At 39.9% G+C, this 16,860-nt stretch carries 13 protein-coding genes; 8 read left to right on the top strand and 5 right to left on the bottom strand.

The genetic code is table 11. From position 1 onward, the window contains the following. Positions 1 to 441: 441 nt before the first annotated feature. Positions 442 to 1,329 carry a TraB/GumN family protein gene (locus tag C9J40_RS03330; RefSeq protein WP_107245692.1) on the bottom strand — a complete coding sequence of 296 codons (888 nt, stop codon included), beginning with the start codon at positions 1,327 to 1,329 and terminating at the stop codon, positions 442 to 444. Between the two features lie 180 nt (positions 1,330 to 1,509). Next, positions 1,510 to 4,440: a copper-translocating P-type ATPase gene (locus C9J40_RS03325; RefSeq protein WP_107245690.1), complete on the bottom strand. Its 2,931-nt coding sequence runs from the start codon at positions 4,438 to 4,440 to the stop codon at positions 1,510 to 1,512. Positions 4,441 to 4,560: 120 nt separating this feature from the next. Between C9J40_RS03325 and cueR the strand changes: the two genes are divergently transcribed. Then, the gene (gene cueR, locus C9J40_RS03320) at positions 4,561 to 4,956 is read left to right on the top strand and encodes a Cu(I)-responsive transcriptional regulator (protein ID WP_107205396.1); all 396 of its coding nucleotides are present in this window, start codon (positions 4,561 to 4,563) and stop codon (positions 4,954 to 4,956) included. 38 nt (positions 4,957 to 4,994) lie between these two features. On the opposite strand, the gene C9J40_RS03315 is transcribed toward cueR, so the two are convergent. Further along, a complete protein-coding gene (locus C9J40_RS03315) occupies positions 4,995 to 5,432 on the bottom strand; it encodes a hypothetical protein (protein ID WP_107205397.1) in 438 nt (145 codons plus the stop codon). Beyond that, positions 5,419 to 6,093 (bottom strand): winged helix-turn-helix domain-containing protein, encoded by a 675-nt coding sequence (locus C9J40_RS03310; RefSeq protein WP_107245689.1) that lies wholly within the window; start codon positions 6,091 to 6,093, stop codon positions 5,419 to 5,421. Before C9J40_RS03310 ends, C9J40_RS03315 begins: the two co-directional genes overlap by 14 nt. Positions 6,094 to 6,782: 689 nt before the next feature. On the opposite strand from C9J40_RS03310, the gene C9J40_RS03305 reads away from it, so the two are divergent. The 4 genes from C9J40_RS03305 to C9J40_RS03290 all read left to right on the top strand — a co-directional run bounded on the left by C9J40_RS03305 (position 6,783) and on the right by C9J40_RS03290 (position 10,012). Further along, positions 6,783 to 7,799, top strand: coding sequence for an OmpA family protein (locus C9J40_RS03305; RefSeq protein ID WP_107205399.1), 1,017 nt, complete (start codon positions 6,783 to 6,785; stop codon positions 7,797 to 7,799). 196 nt (positions 7,800 to 7,995) lie between these two features. Further along, positions 7,996 to 8,403: an META domain-containing protein gene (locus C9J40_RS03300; RefSeq protein ID WP_107245687.1), complete on the top strand. Its 408-nt coding sequence runs from the start codon at positions 7,996 to 7,998 to the stop codon at positions 8,401 to 8,403. Positions 8,404 to 8,481: 78 nt separating this feature from the next. Continuing rightward, on the top strand, positions 8,482 to 9,357 hold the full coding sequence (locus C9J40_RS03295; RefSeq protein WP_107205401.1) for a metal-dependent hydrolase: 876 nt from the start codon (positions 8,482 to 8,484) through the stop codon (positions 9,355 to 9,357). 409 nt (positions 9,358 to 9,766) lie between these two features. Further along, complete coding sequence (locus C9J40_RS03290) at positions 9,767 to 10,012, top strand: zinc ribbon domain-containing protein (RefSeq protein WP_045150963.1); 246 nt, start codon at positions 9,767 to 9,769, stop codon at positions 10,010 to 10,012. Positions 10,013 to 10,069: 57 nt separating this feature from the next. Here the strand turns inward: C9J40_RS03290 and xseA are convergent, their stop codons facing one another. After that, entirely contained in the window at positions 10,070 to 11,419 is a 1,350-nt protein-coding gene (gene xseA, locus C9J40_RS03285; protein ID WP_107245685.1) for an exodeoxyribonuclease VII large subunit, read from the bottom strand. 273 nt (positions 11,420 to 11,692) lie between these two features. On the opposite strand from xseA, the gene guaB reads away from it, so the two are divergent. From guaB to C9J40_RS03270, 3 genes are all read left to right on the top strand, one after another. Then, positions 11,693 to 13,156, top strand: a complete 1,464-nt coding sequence (gene guaB, locus C9J40_RS03280; protein ID WP_107245683.1) for an IMP dehydrogenase — start codon at positions 11,693 to 11,695, stop codon at positions 13,154 to 13,156. A gap of 111 nt (positions 13,157 to 13,267) precedes the next feature. Then, complete coding sequence (guaA, locus tag C9J40_RS03275; protein WP_107245712.1) at positions 13,268 to 14,845, top strand: glutamine-hydrolyzing GMP synthase; 1,578 nt, start codon at positions 13,268 to 13,270, stop codon at positions 14,843 to 14,845. A 437-nt stretch (positions 14,846 to 15,282) separates the two neighbouring features. Further along, the gene (locus tag C9J40_RS03270; protein ID WP_107205404.1) at positions 15,283 to 16,839 is read left to right on the top strand and encodes an AbgT family transporter; all 1,557 of its coding nucleotides are present in this window, start codon (positions 15,283 to 15,285) and stop codon (positions 16,837 to 16,839) included. Positions 16,840 to 16,860: the final 21 nt, after the last annotated feature.

The following is a 16,860-nucleotide window of genomic DNA, read 5'->3' as shown; positions in this document are numbered from 1 at the left end:
CTCTTCACCGACCACTTATTAGAAGCCTCGTCGAAAGACGGGGCTTTTTTGCATCAGATGTCTTTCATATTTTGTTGAATAGCATGTTTGGTAGAGCATCACAGCTCTAGGTAAATGGCGGACCAGAGGGTCGGGGGTTCCTGATCTATTAAAAAACTGCTCTTCACCGACCACTTATTAGAAGCCTCGTCGAAAGACGGGGCTTTTTTGCATCAGATGTCTTTCATATTTTGTTGAATAGCATGTTTGGTAGAGCATCACAGCTCTAGGTAAATGGCGGACCAGAGGGGCGGGGGTTCCTGATCTATTAAAAACCTGCTCTTCACCGACCACTTATAAAAAGCCTCGTTGAAAAACGGGGCTTTTTTACATCTGATGTTTATAAACCCTGTGAGTAAATAATACGATTTAAAGTGTTTTTACACAGCCATGTGTTGGTATTTATGACGTTAGCTTTTCCCATCCATCACACTGTGCCGTAACACCTGTGGTGATCCTTTCAACAGTAAATCCTTCTTTCTCCATCAAAGCGGGAAGTCCTTGCTCTCCGATTAAATGAAATGCGCCGACAACAACCATAAACCGTCCTGATTGATAATCTTCTGATTCACTGAGTATTTTTGTCCATTGACGATTCCGAGAAAAAATTAAGGCATCGTTGGTTTCTGGATCAAATTGGGTATCGTTGAATAGTTCGGTAAATTTTTTACTGTCGCCTTGTTTCCATACATTAACTAAACATTTCAGTGCTTGCTCTGTTTGTTGCCAGTTATTGATGGTCTCTAACAACATGTTAGTGCCATTTTCAGGTAAGTTTTGAAGCAGGTTTAATTGATGCTCAACCGTTTCAAATGCCTTAATTGGTAGATTTTGCTGCTGCGCTCTTTTCAATAACACATAATCGATACCCTGATCGGTCGATAGATTTTGTTGCTTAGCGAGTGCAAGCTGGAGATAAGTTGCTGTCAACCATGGTGGCTGAGCAATAAGGTGTTCATAAGGAAGTTGTAGTGATGTTGTGATTATTTGAAGCGTTTGGAGTTGTTCGGAATTGAGTTTGTCTTGGGTTAATGGTGGCTGGTATTGTTCGATGGTCGATGTTGATTGAGTGAGTATATTTGCTTCAACAATTAATGCATCAGCATCTTTCCATTGCGTTAAAAAAGCCTTTGGTAATGGAAACATGTCTTTCTCACCCGCATGTATTGAACCTAATACATAGAACTGGCGTTGCGTGTCATAAATTTTCCAAACAATGGGCTCTGCGAATGCATGATGAGAAATAAATGGCAGCAGCACCAGAATTTTCGAAAGTAAGGATTTAAACATTCATCGCCTTAAAATAAGAAATTATACGTTTTCTTAGTTATAACAAAATATTCCTGATTAGTAATAAAAAAGGCTACTGATAGTAGCCTTTGGTGTTAGTTTGGTTAGCGAAGACTAGGGTGAAGCCAGAACCACCAAATAATTAATGCAATAGCAGCAATGCCTAATAACAAGCACATACTATTTCTCCTGTGCTGATTTAGCTTGGTAGCTAGGTTTAAATAAGCGAAGTCGATTGGCATTGGTAACTACCGTTATGGATGATAACGCCATGGCAGCCCCCGCAATGACTGGGCTGAGTAATGCCCCCGTGAGTGGGTACAATACACCTGCAGCAACAGGAATACCTAAGCTATTGTAAATAAAAGCACCAAATAGGTTTTCTTTCATATTTCGCAAAGTTGCTTTAGATAACTCTAATGCATCAACCACTCCATGAAGAGAGTGACGCATTAATGTAAACTGCGCACTTTCTATTGCAACATCAGTACCACTTCCCATCGCAATACCGACTTCTGCCAATGCAAGAGCCGGAGCATCGTTGATACCATCACCGACCATGGCAACTCGATTACCTTGTTGTTGAAGCTGTTTTATTTGTTCCGCTTTACCATCGGGTAGCACATCAGCAACTACATCCGTAATGCCTAATTTAGTCGCGATAACTTGTGCTGTTTTATAACTGTCACCCGTTAGCATCACAACAGTCAGACCCATTTTTTGCATTCGTTTAACCGCACTTAGTGAGTCACTACGTAGAGGATCGCTAATGCCAATAATTCCTATAAGTTGGTTATTTTTCGCTAAGTAAACAGGTGTTGCACCTTGAGAGGCGATATTATCAAAGTCAGTTTGGGCTTGATTGATATCAACATTGTATTGGGTCATTAATTTTTCATTTCCCAGTATCACGCTGCTTGTATCAATAGTGCCTGACACACCCATACCTGCAATGGCTTTAAATTCTGTTACTCGACTGAGAGTCAGATCTTTTTGTTTCGCTGATTCAATAATAGCATTCGCTAAAGGATGCTCCGAACCTTGTTCTAAGGTAGCGGTTAATTGTAATAGCTGATCTTCAGTAAGAGCGGTATAGCTCTGAATACTTACCACTTGTGGCTTTCCTTCAGTGAGCGTACCTGTTTTATCTAACACAACAGTATTGATGTTGGCTGCTTGCTGCATAGCTTCAGCATCACGAATTAAAATTCCTAGCTCTGCTGCGCGTCCAACTCCTACAGTCACTGACATTGGTGTAGCGAGCCCTAATGCACAAGGACAAGCAATGATAAGTACGGTTGTCGCTGCGACTAACATATAAACCGATGACGGTGCTGGACCGAAGTAGTACCACACCATGGCAGTAATAATGGCGATGATCATGACACTTGGCACAAAGATACTTGAAATAGTATCAGCTAAGCGTGCAAGTGCAGGTTTACTGCTTTGAGCTTGACGAACGAGTTGGATAATTCGAGCGAGCATTGTATCGCTGCCAATATGCTCAGCTTTAAAGAGTAATGCTCCTTGCTGGTTGATCGTCCCTGCTCTGATTTTGTCACCATTCTGTTTGTGAACAGCAAGAGGCTCACCTGTTAGCATCGATTCATCTATATAGGTATTACCTTCAATGACGACACCATCAACAGCGACTTTTGCACCAGGGCGAAGACGTAACGTCATCCCACTTTTTATTTCATTAAGTGGACGCTCACTTTCCACGCCGTTTTCAACTACGATAGCCGTTTGTGGTTGTAGATCGATTAAACGCTCTAATGCTTTCGATGTTTGACTACGGGCGCGAGCTTCAAGGGCATGGCCTAATGTAATTAAACCTATAATCATGGCTGTTGCTTCGAAATACACATGGCGAGCAGCAGCTGGAAACATATCAGGTTTAAGCACAACTAACATTGAAAATAGCCAAGCAGCACCGGTCCCCAGCGCAACTAATGTATCCATAGTAGCGCGATGATGTTTAAATGCTTTCCAACTATTGAGATAGAAATCTTTACCAACAGTTACGATCAATAATAGGGTGATTAAGCCAACAAATCCCCATGCCAATTGGCTGGTGGTTGAGTCGATCATCATACTGCCGCCAAAGATCCCCCAAGCCATCATAGGAACCCCTAAGCCAAGTGCAATAAATGCATTTCTTAAGTGTGTTTTAAATGTTTGAGTATTTTGTTGTTGTTGACGATGACGTCGAGTTTGTTCATCTTCACTGATTTCAGCGCCATAACCGGCTGCAGTAATCGCGGTAATAACGGCTTTTATATCAGGATTACCTGAGATAAGTGCTGTACGCTCCGCAAGGTTTACACTGACGGTATCAACACCTGTAACTTGCTTAATCGCTTTTTCAACAGAGGCGACACAACTGGCACATGTCATACCTGATAACAGTAACTGTTGAACCTGAGAACTTTCAGATGAGAGAAGAGCATTTAGCGCTTTATCATCCTTGTTCTCTTGCTCATTGGTGTTTACTGGTTGAGCTAATTTGTCATCTATAGTTGTTTGTGTTGCTTGGTAGCCAGCCTCTGTAATAATGGAAATGACATCTTCTGCAGTAAGTATTGTTCTAATTTCTGCATGCGTTTTATCTAAAGCAAGGATTTTGATCTGATCATTGGCTTTTAGTTTCTCTGTCAATTTGGCAACGCACTTTCCGCATGAAAGCCCTGATAGAGTAAACATCAGTGTGTCTTTTTCTAATTCCGACGAAGCAGGTATTACTTGATAACCCAGTGATGTAATAATATCGGTAAGTGTTTGCTCACTTAGAGAGCCCGTTATATCAGCTGTTTCTTTCGTTATACTAGCGCTGAAAATATCATTCCGGCTTGCTAGTGCGGCTTCAACTTTAGCCACGCATCGACCACATGATAAACCAGCTAGTGCAAGTTGATAGTGGAAACCGACGTGATAGCCTAATGCATTGATCTTTTCAGACATTGTTTTTAGTGGGCTTTCACTATTTACAGTAATTTGCTTTGTATCTATATCGATAATTTGGCAGTCGGGCAATGTTGCTAAAGCTGAACGTATTTTATTTACGCAGCTCATGCAATGGACGTTCGCGAGTGGGAGAGTAATAGCATTCATTTTGAGCCCTTACGCCTTACTATATTTAAAGGATGAAGTAAGAATAAACCTTCCAGTTACTGTAAGGTCAAGGTATGTTTGGTGTATTTTAAAGAATAGATAAAACGTGGAAGGATAAAGATGATTAATATAAGTGAAGTCGCTGAAAAAACAGGGCTAACAGCAAAAACTATTCGGTTTTATGAAGCGAAAGGTGTGATAAGCCCAGCTCCTAGAGGTGCTAATGGATATCGTTATTATAATCAAAACCATATTTCAGAGTTACTGTTGATCAAACGTTCTCGAATGATTGGATTTTCTCTTGATGAATGCCGTGATTTATTAACGTTATCAATGAACTCAAGTCGTCAGAGTCGTGATGTAAAACAAAAGGCGGAAGAAAAGTTAAAAGAGATAGATATTAAGATTAATGAATTACTACAGATGAAGAAAACACTAGAAGCATTAACGAAGCAATGTCCTGGAGATAAAAATTCAACCTGTCCGATATTGGAAGGGTTAGTACAACAAGAATAAACAGGCGCTAGAAAATTAGCACCTGTTATTAATTCTGATTATGAATTACTGTCAGTCATTGCAAGTGTGCCGTCGTAAGGGATCACTTGTAGCTTGGGTTTTGGATGCTTTGTGAAAATCACAAGTTCATCTTTATTCAGTCTTTGTAACGAAAGCTGGTACCAAAAACGTTTATTTGCAAAGTTTAAGCTCTCTATCGAAGAATCAGTAATTTTCTTGGTGTGATCTTCATTACTGGTGATTAATATTGCCGCATTGCCAAAAGCGTAAAAATACAGTCCTTTTAATACGGTATAGCCATTATCTTGTTTTGGGTCGGGATAGTCTATTAAGGTGTATTGACCAAATTTACAACTGCCGAACTGTTCATGGCCGGGAGTGGTTAATTTATAGTTAAAGTCGCAACCCATACCGTTAATAATTGGAAATAACATCAGAGCAACTAAGGCCATGATGATGTATTTAATTTTTTTCATACAGTTTACCTGCTGAATCTATATATATAGTGCCTTTCGATGGCAGGTTTTTAGGCAATTCATTTAAGTTAAGAAGCTCTATATTACCACAGATCTGCTGATTATTAACGGATACACAGGGTGGTGTTTGCCAACTACTGGTCCAAAGTCCTATCCATGCTAATAATGCAATCATGGATATACCACAACCAATTTTTGCTATCTTTGATAACGGTTGTTTTGCTGTGGTGTCATTTTTCTGCTCACCGTTATTATCCAATAATGCAGTTACATTCTCTTCTTTATTTAAAGATGCGGTTGCACTTTGGCTAGTCGTTATATGGTCACTGTCTGATACGATCTCTGGTTGGATTTTATGCTGTATAAAAGTGTTTTTAGCAATCGTAAATCCAGCCCCTTTTATCGTAATGATAATTTCATTTTTTGTTTTAAAAGCTTTGCGTAAATTAGCGATAGCAACATTTAATGAGTTAGGTACAACGACTTTATCAGGCCAACCGATCTCCAGTAATTTATCGCGGCTAATAATCTCACCATTATTATCAATTAAGTATTGTAGTATTTTTGTCTCACTAGCACTGAGTTTGGTTGTAGTATCAGGTGTAGAATAAGCGCTTTTTTGGGGTTCAAAGCTATCTTTACCCTGCTTATATATAATCATTGATTTACCTATTCACTATCTACAAAAGACCATAGTCGCCTTTTAACGTATTTATCATTGTTATTATTTATAGTGCTAAATGTATCTTGGCGCAGCGGGATAAACTACGCAATTTTTAGCAGTTACTCTGTCTAAATTGAAGACTTAAGTAACATGTATTGGATGAAAGAAAAACAAAAAATAATCCAGTATCTTTTTTGTCAGCATTGATGCTAACAAAAAAATTTATTTATGGAAGAGATAATAAAAGTAGCAGATACCACATTGTGCAGATAAATTAATCTTTGAACGTTTTTTGATAATTCAATACACCTATATAAAGTAATGTTTTTAGATGGCTGGAATCATAAAAAAGAACTATTTAATTATTTGTTTTTTATTGCTTTATGTTTTTTTACATGGTTTTTTTATCTTTTTTTAGAACTGTTTTTTCTAGATGAATTGTTTTGTATTTTCCTTTATCTCCTTTTTTTTCTGAAAAAACTATTTTTCAGAAGTCCGATTTTTTTTGTGGTGAAAAACACAAAATAATTGTGAACATCATTTTTTATTACTTGCCATAACATCGTATTCGTCACAAAATACACCCCGTTCCTGACAATAACTGCTTTGCGATACACATTAAAAAAATAGTACGCACTACATAAAGCAGACTTAAAAAGTTTAAGCATTACTCAATGGAGTTAAACATGAAATTGAAATCTCTATCTCTATCTGTACTAGCAGCTTTATCTCTAGGTGTTGCTACATCTGCTACGGCAGCTGATGCAACTACTAGCACTACAGCTACAGCGCCTGCACAAACTGCTCCTTCTTACGATCAATCTGGTTTCTGGGTTGGTGGCGCACTAGGTATGGGTTACGTATCTAACAGCGATATTTCTAAGTTCCCTGGTTCTGCAAACGGTGAAGCACCAAGTGTTAAACTAGATGCTGGTTACGACTTCAACCAATACTTCGGTATCTACGGTAGCTACGATTACATGCATGATCTAGGTAATGCTGACATGCACCTAGGTACTTTGGGTGTGAAAGGTAACCTACCTCTAACTCAAAAACTATCTGCGTTCGGTAAGTTAGGTGCTACATACATCTACGCTGATAACAAGAACTTTGCAAACAACGCGCTACACATGAAGTCTGACAGCTTCTCACCAACAGTTGGTCTAGGTCTGTCTTACCAAATCACTCATGCACTATCTACTCAAATCGGTGCTGATTACTACCAAGACCTACGTACTTCACACGGTCACGCTGATCTAACTCAAGCGTACTGGGGTATGACTTACAAGTTCGGTCAACCAGCAACTCCAATGGTTGTTACTAACAACGTTGAAGTAGTTAAAGAAGTAGCTGTTGAGTCTCAAGTACCAACTCGTTCTTCTTACGTTCTACCATACCAAAATGGTCAAACTAAGCTAAATGACTACGGCCGTTACAACCTAGGTGAAGTTATTGCAACTATGCAAGCTAACCCAGAAGTTAACGCTCAAATCATTGGTCGTGCAGACAAAGTTGGTTCTGCTGCAGTTAACGAAAAAGTTTCTGCAGAGCGTGCAGCAAACGTTGCTAAATACCTAGAAGCTAACGGTATCGACGCATCTCGTCTAACTGTTTCTTCTGTAGGTTACAACAACCCACTTAAAACTGACTCTGCGACTAATACTAACTACGTTCAGCGTTCAGTACAGATCATCCTTAAGTAATTAAGACTGATCCACATCTATCTAGTATTTTATTACTAAGATAAATTAATGCCGGTGATATTTTCACCGGCATTATTTTTTTAATCACATTCTCATTAAATCACTTTTAATTCGTCGCGCTTAATGCGGAGGACTGTGTACGTCAAGCGTAAGCGATTTAATTAGAATGAATTAAGATATGTTGTAAGGACTAATAATGAAAAAAACAACGTTATGTTTATTAGCATTAATGACCATTTCATTAACTGGGTGCTTTTCCAACCAGCAATTTGAAAAATCAGCACAAATGGTTGGTGATTGGAAACTAAAAGGTGGAGTTGAGATCCCCGGTATTACAAAGCATCGACCATCATTAAATATTGAATCAAACATGAAGGTAACAGGTTTTACCGGTTGTAATGTTTTTAAAGGTAAGGTTGAGCCAGTCGGTGATTTTTCGCTTCCATTTGTCACGCGCAAAATGTGTTTACCTGAGTTAGTTAAACAAGAAAATAATATGCTAAATGTGTTACGCAGTGCGACAAGTATTGAAGTGATTAACAATAGCCTCATTGTTGATGATGGCGATAAGTTTTTGGTATTTGAAAAAACTAATGCAAGTTGATTGTCTTATGTGATTTAATTTTATGTAGAGCCCAGCCATTGTGCTGGGCTTTTTTATAAGTAGAACTAAGGATAGAAGATGCCTGTTATCGCGCCAACGCAAGTCGTATTTACTCAACAACAATGGTTGCTTGATAGTACTGTACTAATGATAAGTCATTCAGGTGACGAAAATTATGTTGTTACCCAGTCGACCCCTTTTCATCCTGTTAGCCATATTTGGCCTGATCATCCTGCTGATCAAGGGATGATTATTCATGCTGATAAACAGTATCAGGTTAACAATTGTGTCGTTGGTGCTATTGAGCTAGCAACAAACAATCTTTTTATTGCCCAAGACATTCCGGTTAAACGGGATACGGAAGGATGGGTGTTTGTTGTTGTTCATATTATTACAGGAACAATAGACTTTGATATTGGCGATACAGTGACATTGTCTGTTGATAGGGAATATCAGCAAAGTTTGAGTCGTGGACATAGTGCGGGGCATTTATCTTCTTTAGCGTTAAATAAAGTTCTTCATAATGACTTCTGGCGAAAAGAGCCGACTCGTAGAGATGAGCTTGGTTTTTATGATTTTCATAGCTATGCCCAAGAAAAAAGTGAAGTGACGCCCGATCTCAGTACTGACACGTATCGTTTAGGTAAAACATTACGTAAGCGTGGGCTAAACAGCGCAGATCTACTAGCAGAACTTAATGTTGTAGCTGAGCGTATTAATCTGCAACTCAGTGATTGGGTAGCATTAAAAACTGCTGTGGTAATGAGGCGAGAAGGTGATCATCTGACAGATTCGCGTTATTGGCAATGTAATTTAGGCTCTGAGGGCGTTATTGAGATCCCTTGTGGTGGAACTCATATTTTATCTTTATCTGAATATCAATCAGTTACCGTTAATTTTAAAGTGAATTCAGACCAAGAGATTGTGATGTATACCAAGAGTGTGAAAGCGTAATATTAAACGTTTATTTAGATTTTATTCTCTGAGTTATGCTTATAAAGAGAAAGATCCTCATTTATATAATGCATGATCATTGTGTTTTAATATCATTACTTGGATTTATATCCCGTTTAAAATCCAAATACAGTATATGTAACTTATGCTTTCGGGAAGTGTATTGATAAATGTTCTTTTGATACCTGTTAGCTGATCAGGTTTGTTTTAAAAGAAGATCACCACTAAGCATGTTGATCATCGTGTTGATCTAAATTGATTGTTTTATGATTGTCGAATAATGGAAAAAACTTATTTATGATAATTCTTTGTGATGAATATGAAGTTCTACGCGCAAGATAATTGTATTTCTGATTACCGCACTTAATAATCATTCGAAGATGTAAATTTTGTACAGAGGTCGAAGAGCATGGCTGATAACGTTGAAAATATTTGTCCGCAATGTAGCAGCTTATTAAGTTGGAAAGATCACGGCTATTTTTGCGATTTTTGCCAACAACAAGTTGAGAAACATGTATTTTGTCCTGATTGCAATGAGCAGTTAGAAAGATTACAAGCGTGTGGTTCTGCAAGTTATTTTTGTAATCATTGCAATGAGTTAAAGTCTAAATCTCGGGTTAAGGTACAATTTGAAATGCGTGCTGAGACACGCTAAATAGAATGTATAAAAAATGGCGCTAAATAGCGCCATTTTTGTTAACAGATACTATGGTTATTTGATAACACAGGAATGGATATCACCGTCCGTTACTGTGGTGATAAGTTTATCCCCCTGCTTAACTTGTGATGTATTTCTGATTAGATCACCTTGCTCATTTCGAGTAATAGAATAACCACGGGCCAAAGTTGCTAGTGGGCTTACTGTTTCTAGTTTTTCTGCCGCCACCGCTAATTTATGTTTTGCATTTAGCAGCTTACGGTCTAAAGCATCATAGAGTCTTCGTTCACTCCGCTCTAAATTTCGTTGTGCATTGCTTACTAACGTAGCGGGGGAGTAAAGTGATATTTTATAGTTATTACTATCGATATGTTGTTGATGCTTTTGTAATTTTTTTTGCATCGCTTGAACTAAGCGTTGACTAATTTCATCAAGATGTTGCTGCTGCTGATTTAAACGAAGCTGTGGATGCTGACGCTCTAAACGGTGTTGTAGTTGAGTTGCTTGGCGCAAAGAGTGTGATAAATACGACCTGATAGCATGGCGTAATTGTTGTTTTTTACGATCGAGTAATTGTGTTTGGTGAGTCATATCGCGACTGATCAACTCAGCGGCAGCAGAAGGTGTTGGTGCACGGACATCGGCAACAAAATCTGCGATAGTGACGTCGACCTCATGACCAACCGCACTGACAATGGGGATCTGGCTAGCGGCAATGGTTCGCGCGACAATTTCTTCATTAAATGCCCAAAGATCTTCCAGTGAACCGCCACCTCGACCGACAATTAATACATCACATTCCTGTCTAGTATTGGCTCGACCAATCGCTTGTGCAATAGAAATTGCAGAGCCTTCGCCTTGTACCATGGTTGGATAAATCACAATGGGTAAACTCGGATCACGACGTTGCAATACTTGTAAAATATCGTGCAGAGCCGCGCCTGTTTTTGAGGTAATAATACCTACTCGTTTAGGTTGTTCTGGCAGCGTTTGTTTGAGTGATTGCGCAAATAAACCTTCCGCTGCTAACGACATTTTTAATTGTTCAAATTGCTGTTGTAAGCGACCATCGCCTTCTGGCTGCATACTTTCAATGATCAGCTGATAATCACCACGTGGTTCATATAATGACAAACGCGCCTTAACTAATACTTGATTACCATTGGCAGGTTTAAAGGTCACATGTCGATTACTGCCTTTAAACATGGCACATTTAACTTGGGCACGTGAATCTTTCAGGGTGAAATACCAATGACCAGAAACGGGCATCGAAAAATTAGATAACTCACCAATAAGCCACACTACACCCATTTCATTTTCAAGTACGAGACGTACTTGTGCATTTAAGCTAGAAACCGTGTAAATACGACTATTCGTTTGGCTTTGAGGGGAAAAAGTGGTCACTAGGAATGGTACCTGCTATCGAATGAAGTAGTAGGCAGGCGGTCAAAATAAAACCGAATAAGACATAAAGTATACAGGCAGATCAATGGACAGATCTTGGCCGTATTTCCTTGACCGCATCACCGGATAGTTAACCGAAATATATTACTTATCAATTAAAATGTGTCAAGAAAAAAAATTAAAAAAAATCTAGCCAAACGTTTGCTTCATACGTATAATTCGACCGCAATATTTTATCCTTCTTTAAACCCCTATTCGGTGTGAGATATTGCAATGTTACGAATTAAACAAGAAGCTTTAACCTTCGATGATGTTTTGCTGGTTCCTGCCCATTCAACCGTTCTACCTAACACTGCCGATCTGCGCACTCAACTGACAAAAGATATTTCTCTTAATATCCCAATGGTGTCAGCGTCAATGGATACTGTGACTGAAGGTCGCTTAGCTATCGGTCTTGCTCAAGAAGGTGGTATCGGTTTCATTCACAAAAATATGTCTATCGAACAGCAGGCGGATCAAGTTCGCATGGTGAAAAAGTTCGAAGCAGGTGTTGTTTCTGAACCTGTGACTGTTAAACCTACCGCAACGATTGCTGATGTTAAGCGATTAACAGAGCAGAACGGTTTTGCTGGTTACCCTGTAGTAACAGATAGCAATGAGTTAGTTGGTATTATTACAGGTCGTGATGTTCGATTTGTTACTGATCTTTCAAAGACAGTTGAAGAAGTGATGACATCTAAAGCAGATTTAGCATCGGCTAAAGAAGGCGCATCTCGTGAAGAAGTTGAAGCTATCATGCAACAACACCGTGTTGAAAAGGTGTTACTTGTTGATGATGAATTCCGCCTTAAAGGCATGATTACTGCAAAAGACTTCCAAAAAGCAGAACGTAAACCTAATGCTTGTAAAGACGAGCGCGGCCGCTTACGTGTAGGTGCTGCGGTTGGTGCTGGTGCTGGTAATGAAGAGCGTGTAGCTGCTTTGGTTGAAGCTGGCGTAGACGTACTGCTTATCGATTCTTCACACGGTCACTCTGAAGGCGTTCTACAACGTATTCGTGAAACGCGTGCGGCATTCCCTAATCTTCCAATTGTTGGCGGTAATGTCGCTACGGCTGAAGGTGCGCGTGCTCTTATTGAAGCAGGTGTGAGTGCAGTAAAAGTTGGTATCGGCCCTGGTTCAATCTGTACAACTCGTATTGTTACAGGTGTTGGTGTTCCACAAATTACCGCAATTTCAGAAGCGGCATCTGTTGCTGATCAATACGGTATTCCTGTTATTGCTGATGGCGGTATTCGTTACTCTGGTGATATGTGTAAAGCGATTGCCGCTGGTGCATCATGTGTAATGGTAGGTTCTATGTTTGCTGGTACTGAAGAAGCACCGGGTGAAGTTGAACTATACCAAGGTCGTTCATACAAATCATACCGTGGCATGGGTTCACTAGGCGCAATGTCAAAAGGTTCTTCTGACCGTTATTTCCAAACTGATAATGCGGCTGACAAATTGGTACCAGAAGGTATTGAAGGCCGTGTTGCTTATAAAGGTTACCTAAAAGAAATCGTTCACCAACAAATGGGTGGCTTACGCTCAAGCATGGGCCTAACGGGCTCAGCAACGATTGAAGAGCTTCGTACTAAAGCTGAATTTGTACGTATTTCAGGGGCTGGCATGAAAGAGTCACACGTTCATGATGTGACTATTACTAAAGAAGCACCTAATTACCGTATGGGTTAATTGTTACCCACTCATCTTTGGGTTTAACTATTACGTCAGTAAGAAATAACATCGGGAGCAGAGCCTTTGCTCCCAATATATAAAATTATTCGAGAACATTCACTAATGACCATGACCACAAATATTCATGAACAACGTATCCTTATTTTGGACTTTGGCTCTCAATATACACAGCTAATCGCCCGTCGTATTCGCGAAATTGGTGTGTACTGTGAACTTTGGAGCTGGGATGTTGATGAAGCCGATATCCGTGAATTTGCGCCAAACGGTATTATTCTTTCTGGTGGTCCTGAAAGTGTAACGGAAGCCGGTTCTCCACGTGCACCACAATATGTATTTGAAGCAGGTGTACCTGTATTTGGTGTGTGCTACGGCATGCAAACCATGGCTGAGCAGTTAGGCGGTAAAGTTGCAGGTTCATCTGAGCGTGAATTTGGTTACGCACAAGTTAAAATTGTTGAACCAACACATTTCCTTGAAGGTATTCAAGACGCAACAGCCAAAGACGGCACACCATTAATGGATGTGTGGATGAGCCATGGCGATAAAGTGGTAGAAATCCCGTCAGATTTTATCAAAATTGCAGAAACAGAAACGTGCCCATTTGCAGCAATGGCGAATGAAGAGAAGCGTTTTTACGGTGTTCAGTTTCACCCTGAAGTGACGCATACACGTCAAGGTATGAAGTTAATTGAGAACTTCGTAATGAATATCTGTGGCTGTGAAAAGCTATGGACATCAGCAAATATCATTGAAGATGCTATTGCTCGTATTAAAGAGCAAGTGGGTGACGATGAAGTGATTCTTGGCCTTTCTGGCGGCGTAGACTCATCAGTTGTTGCTATGCTTATTCACCGTGCGATTGGCGACAAGCTAACGTGTGTATTTGTTGATAACGGCCTGCTTCGTTTAAATGAAGGTCAACAAGTGATGGACATGTTTGGCGATAAATTTGGTTTAAATATTGTTCATGTTCAAGCTGAGGATCGTTTCTTATCAGCACTTGCAGGTATTGATGAGCCAGAAGCGAAACGTAAGAAGATTGGGCATGTATTCGTTGACGTATTTGATGAAGAATCTAAGAAACTGAAAAATGCGAAGTGGTTAGCACAAGGGACGATTTACCCTGATGTGATTGAATCTGCAGCATCGAAAACAGGCAAAGCACACGTGATTAAATCTCACCATAACGTAGGTGGTCTACCAGACGATATGGAAATGGGTCTAGTTGAGCCATTAAAAGAGCTATTTAAAGATGAAGTGCGTAAGATCGGTCTTGAGTTAGGCCTACCTTACAACATGCTTTACCGCCACCCATTCCCTGGGCCTGGTTTAGGTGTACGCGTTCTAGGTGAAGTGAAGAAAGAGTATTGTGATTTACTTCGTCGTGCAGATGCTATCTTCATTGAAGAGCTTCATAAAGCCGATCTTTACAACAAAGTATCACAAGCATTTACCGTGTTCCTACCCGTTCGCTCTGTTGGCGTAATGGGTGACGGTCGTAAATATGATTGGGTTGTATCGTTACGTGCAGTAGAAACAATCGACTTTATGACAGCACACTGGGCACACCTGCCTTACGACTTCCTTGGCAAAGTATCGAACCGTATTATCAACGAAGTCGATGGTATTTCTCGTGTGGTTTACGATATTTCAGGTAAGCCGCCAGCAACGATTGAGTGGGAATAATCTCTCTTACTGAAAAATACTGAGCAAACATCAAACCCTAGTAAGGTGACTTACTAGGGTTTTTTATTGCTCATATTTTATAGATATCCATTCAAATGAAGATGAAAATGAGGAAAGACATGCTTCACGTAAGGTTACTTGTTGGAGGGGATTTTCTAGAGGTATAACTAAGCGATTGAGACTTGTTTTGTATTTGTTGGTGCTTATGTTTTTAATTGTTTATTGAGTTGTTGCTTTATTGTTTATGGTTAATGCTTGGTTACAATCTTCCGTAATAAGGTTTAGTTATTCGTTAGGTGATATGGCTTTTTTTTTATTGTATTTCGCTACAATCACCCGACCTAAATTCAGCCGTAGTAGCTGAAAGGCAAAACAATGAGACTTACTAAAGTAAGTCCACTTTGCAGACGTAACCAATATGGGGGCACGGAGTTGCCATGAACGAAAAAACATTAAATCAAGCACCGAAGCCATCAAGTGCTATGGATAAGTTTTTAAATGGTATTGAGCGAGCAGGTAATAAGATCCCAGATCCTGCTTTATTATTCTTTTGGGGATTAATCGCAGTTTGGGTACTTTCCGCGATTATGTCTCAGTTTGACTTTGGTTTAGTTCACCCTGTTACACAACAAGTTGTACAAGTAAACAATCTTTTAACAGGTGATGCGTTGGCGAGTTTCCTTGCCAATATGGTGAAGAATTTCACTGGCTTTGCCCCATTGGGTATTGTACTGGTGGCAATGTTAGGTGTTGGTGTTGCTGAAGCTTCTGGCTTTATCAATACTGGCCTAAAGAAGATGCTGAATGTGACCCCTGCTAAACTATTAACGCCAATGTTAATTTTAGTTGCGATTGTTTCACATACTGCAGCTGATGCGGGTTATGTTCTGGTTATTCCACTAGGTGGTATTATTTTCCATGCGGCAGGTCGTCACCCATTAGCGGGTATTGCGGCTGCATTCGCTGGCGTATCAGGTGGTTTCTCAGCAAACTTTATTCCGTCTGGTATTGACCCATTACTTGCAGGCTTTACCCAAGAAGCTGCACGTATTATGGATCCTAGCTACATTGTGAACCCACTAGCGAACTTAATGTTCACTGGTTTATCATCTATCGTGATCATTGGTATCGGTTGGTACATTACAGATAAAGTGATTGAGCCTCGTTTAAGTAAAACAGCTATCGATGAAGATGCGGAAGAAGCACCTGATATGGGCTCTTTCACTGAACTTGAAAGTAAAGCATTTTCTTACGCGGGTTGGGCAATGGTTGCTGGTATCGTACTATTAGTTGCAGCGGTATGGCCAGAATCATCACCACTGCGTTCCCCAACGGGTGAAATAGCAGCGTTTAATGCACCGGTAATGCAATCAATCGTACCGCTAATCTTTATCCTGTTCGTGATCCCTGGGATCATTTACGGTCGCGTTGCTGGTACCTTTAAGCAAAGCAGCGATGTAATTAAAGCGATGTCTACTACAATGGCTGGTATGGCAGGCTTTATGGTCATGGTCTTTTTCATCGCTCAGTTCCTAGTAGCCTTTACCCAATCTAACCTGGGAACGCTATTAGCACTATCTGGCGCGCAGTTACTGCAAGAAATGAATTTGCCAGGCCAGATAACGATTGTGGGTATGATTTTATTAACGGCGAGTGTTAACTTGTTAGTGGGTTCTGCATCGGCAAAATGGGCACTGATTGGTCCTATCATGGTTCCAATGCTAATGGCGGTAGGAATTTCTCCAGAATTAACGCAAGCGGCATACCGTGTTGGTGACTCTGTATCTAACATCATTTCACCAATGATGGTGTTCTTCCCACTGGTTGTTGTTTACATGCAACGTTATGTGAAGAGTTCTGGTATCGGTACATTAGCGTCAATGATGATGCCATACTCAATTGCAATGTTAGTTGGTTGGACAATTTTCTTACTTGCTTACTGGGCGTTAGGCATTCCTCTAGGTGTACAAGCGCCATACACATACAGCTTATAATTTAAGTTACTAAACATTTAA

This window comes from Photobacterium sp. GB-72, assembly GCF_003026095.1.
Taxonomy (GTDB): domain Bacteria; phylum Pseudomonadota; class Gammaproteobacteria; order Enterobacterales; family Vibrionaceae; genus Photobacterium.
The sequence above is the reverse complement of the archived record's forward strand: the minus strand, read 5'-3'. Positions and strand labels throughout refer to the sequence as shown.

What these genes read in the sequence shown, in the direction of transcription:
- C9J40_RS03310 (WP_107245689.1), bottom strand. Translation starts at nt 6,093, where the DNA reads ATGATTATATATAAGCAGGGTAAAGATAGCTTTGAACCCCAAAAAAGC.
- guaA (WP_107245712.1), top strand. Translation starts at nt 13,268, where the DNA reads ATGACCACAAATATTCATGAACAACGTATCCTTATTTTGGACTTTGGC.
- C9J40_RS03305 (WP_107205399.1), top strand. Translation starts at nt 6,783, where the DNA reads ATGAAATTGAAATCTCTATCTCTATCTGTACTAGCAGCTTTATCTCTA.
- cueR (WP_107205396.1), top strand. Translation starts at nt 4,561, where the DNA reads ATGATTAATATAAGTGAAGTCGCTGAAAAAACAGGGCTAACAGCAAAA.
- C9J40_RS03290 (WP_045150963.1), top strand. Translation starts at nt 9,767, where the DNA reads ATGGCTGATAACGTTGAAAATATTTGTCCGCAATGTAGCAGCTTATTA.
- C9J40_RS03295 (WP_107205401.1), top strand. Translation starts at nt 8,482, where the DNA reads ATGCCTGTTATCGCGCCAACGCAAGTCGTATTTACTCAACAACAATGG.
- C9J40_RS03325 (WP_107245690.1), bottom strand. Translation starts at nt 4,440, where the DNA reads ATGAATGCTATTACTCTCCCACTCGCGAACGTCCATTGCATGAGCTGC.
- C9J40_RS03330 (WP_107245692.1), bottom strand. Translation starts at nt 1,329, where the DNA reads ATGTTTAAATCCTTACTTTCGAAAATTCTGGTGCTGCTGCCATTTATT.
- guaB (WP_107245683.1), top strand. Translation starts at nt 11,693, where the DNA reads ATGTTACGAATTAAACAAGAAGCTTTAACCTTCGATGATGTTTTGCTG.
- C9J40_RS03270 (WP_107205404.1), top strand. Translation starts at nt 15,283, where the DNA reads ATGAACGAAAAAACATTAAATCAAGCACCGAAGCCATCAAGTGCTATG.
- C9J40_RS03315 (WP_107205397.1), bottom strand. Translation starts at nt 5,432, where the DNA reads ATGAAAAAAATTAAATACATCATCATGGCCTTAGTTGCTCTGATGTTA.
- C9J40_RS03300 (WP_107245687.1), top strand. Translation starts at nt 7,996, where the DNA reads ATGAAAAAAACAACGTTATGTTTATTAGCATTAATGACCATTTCATTA.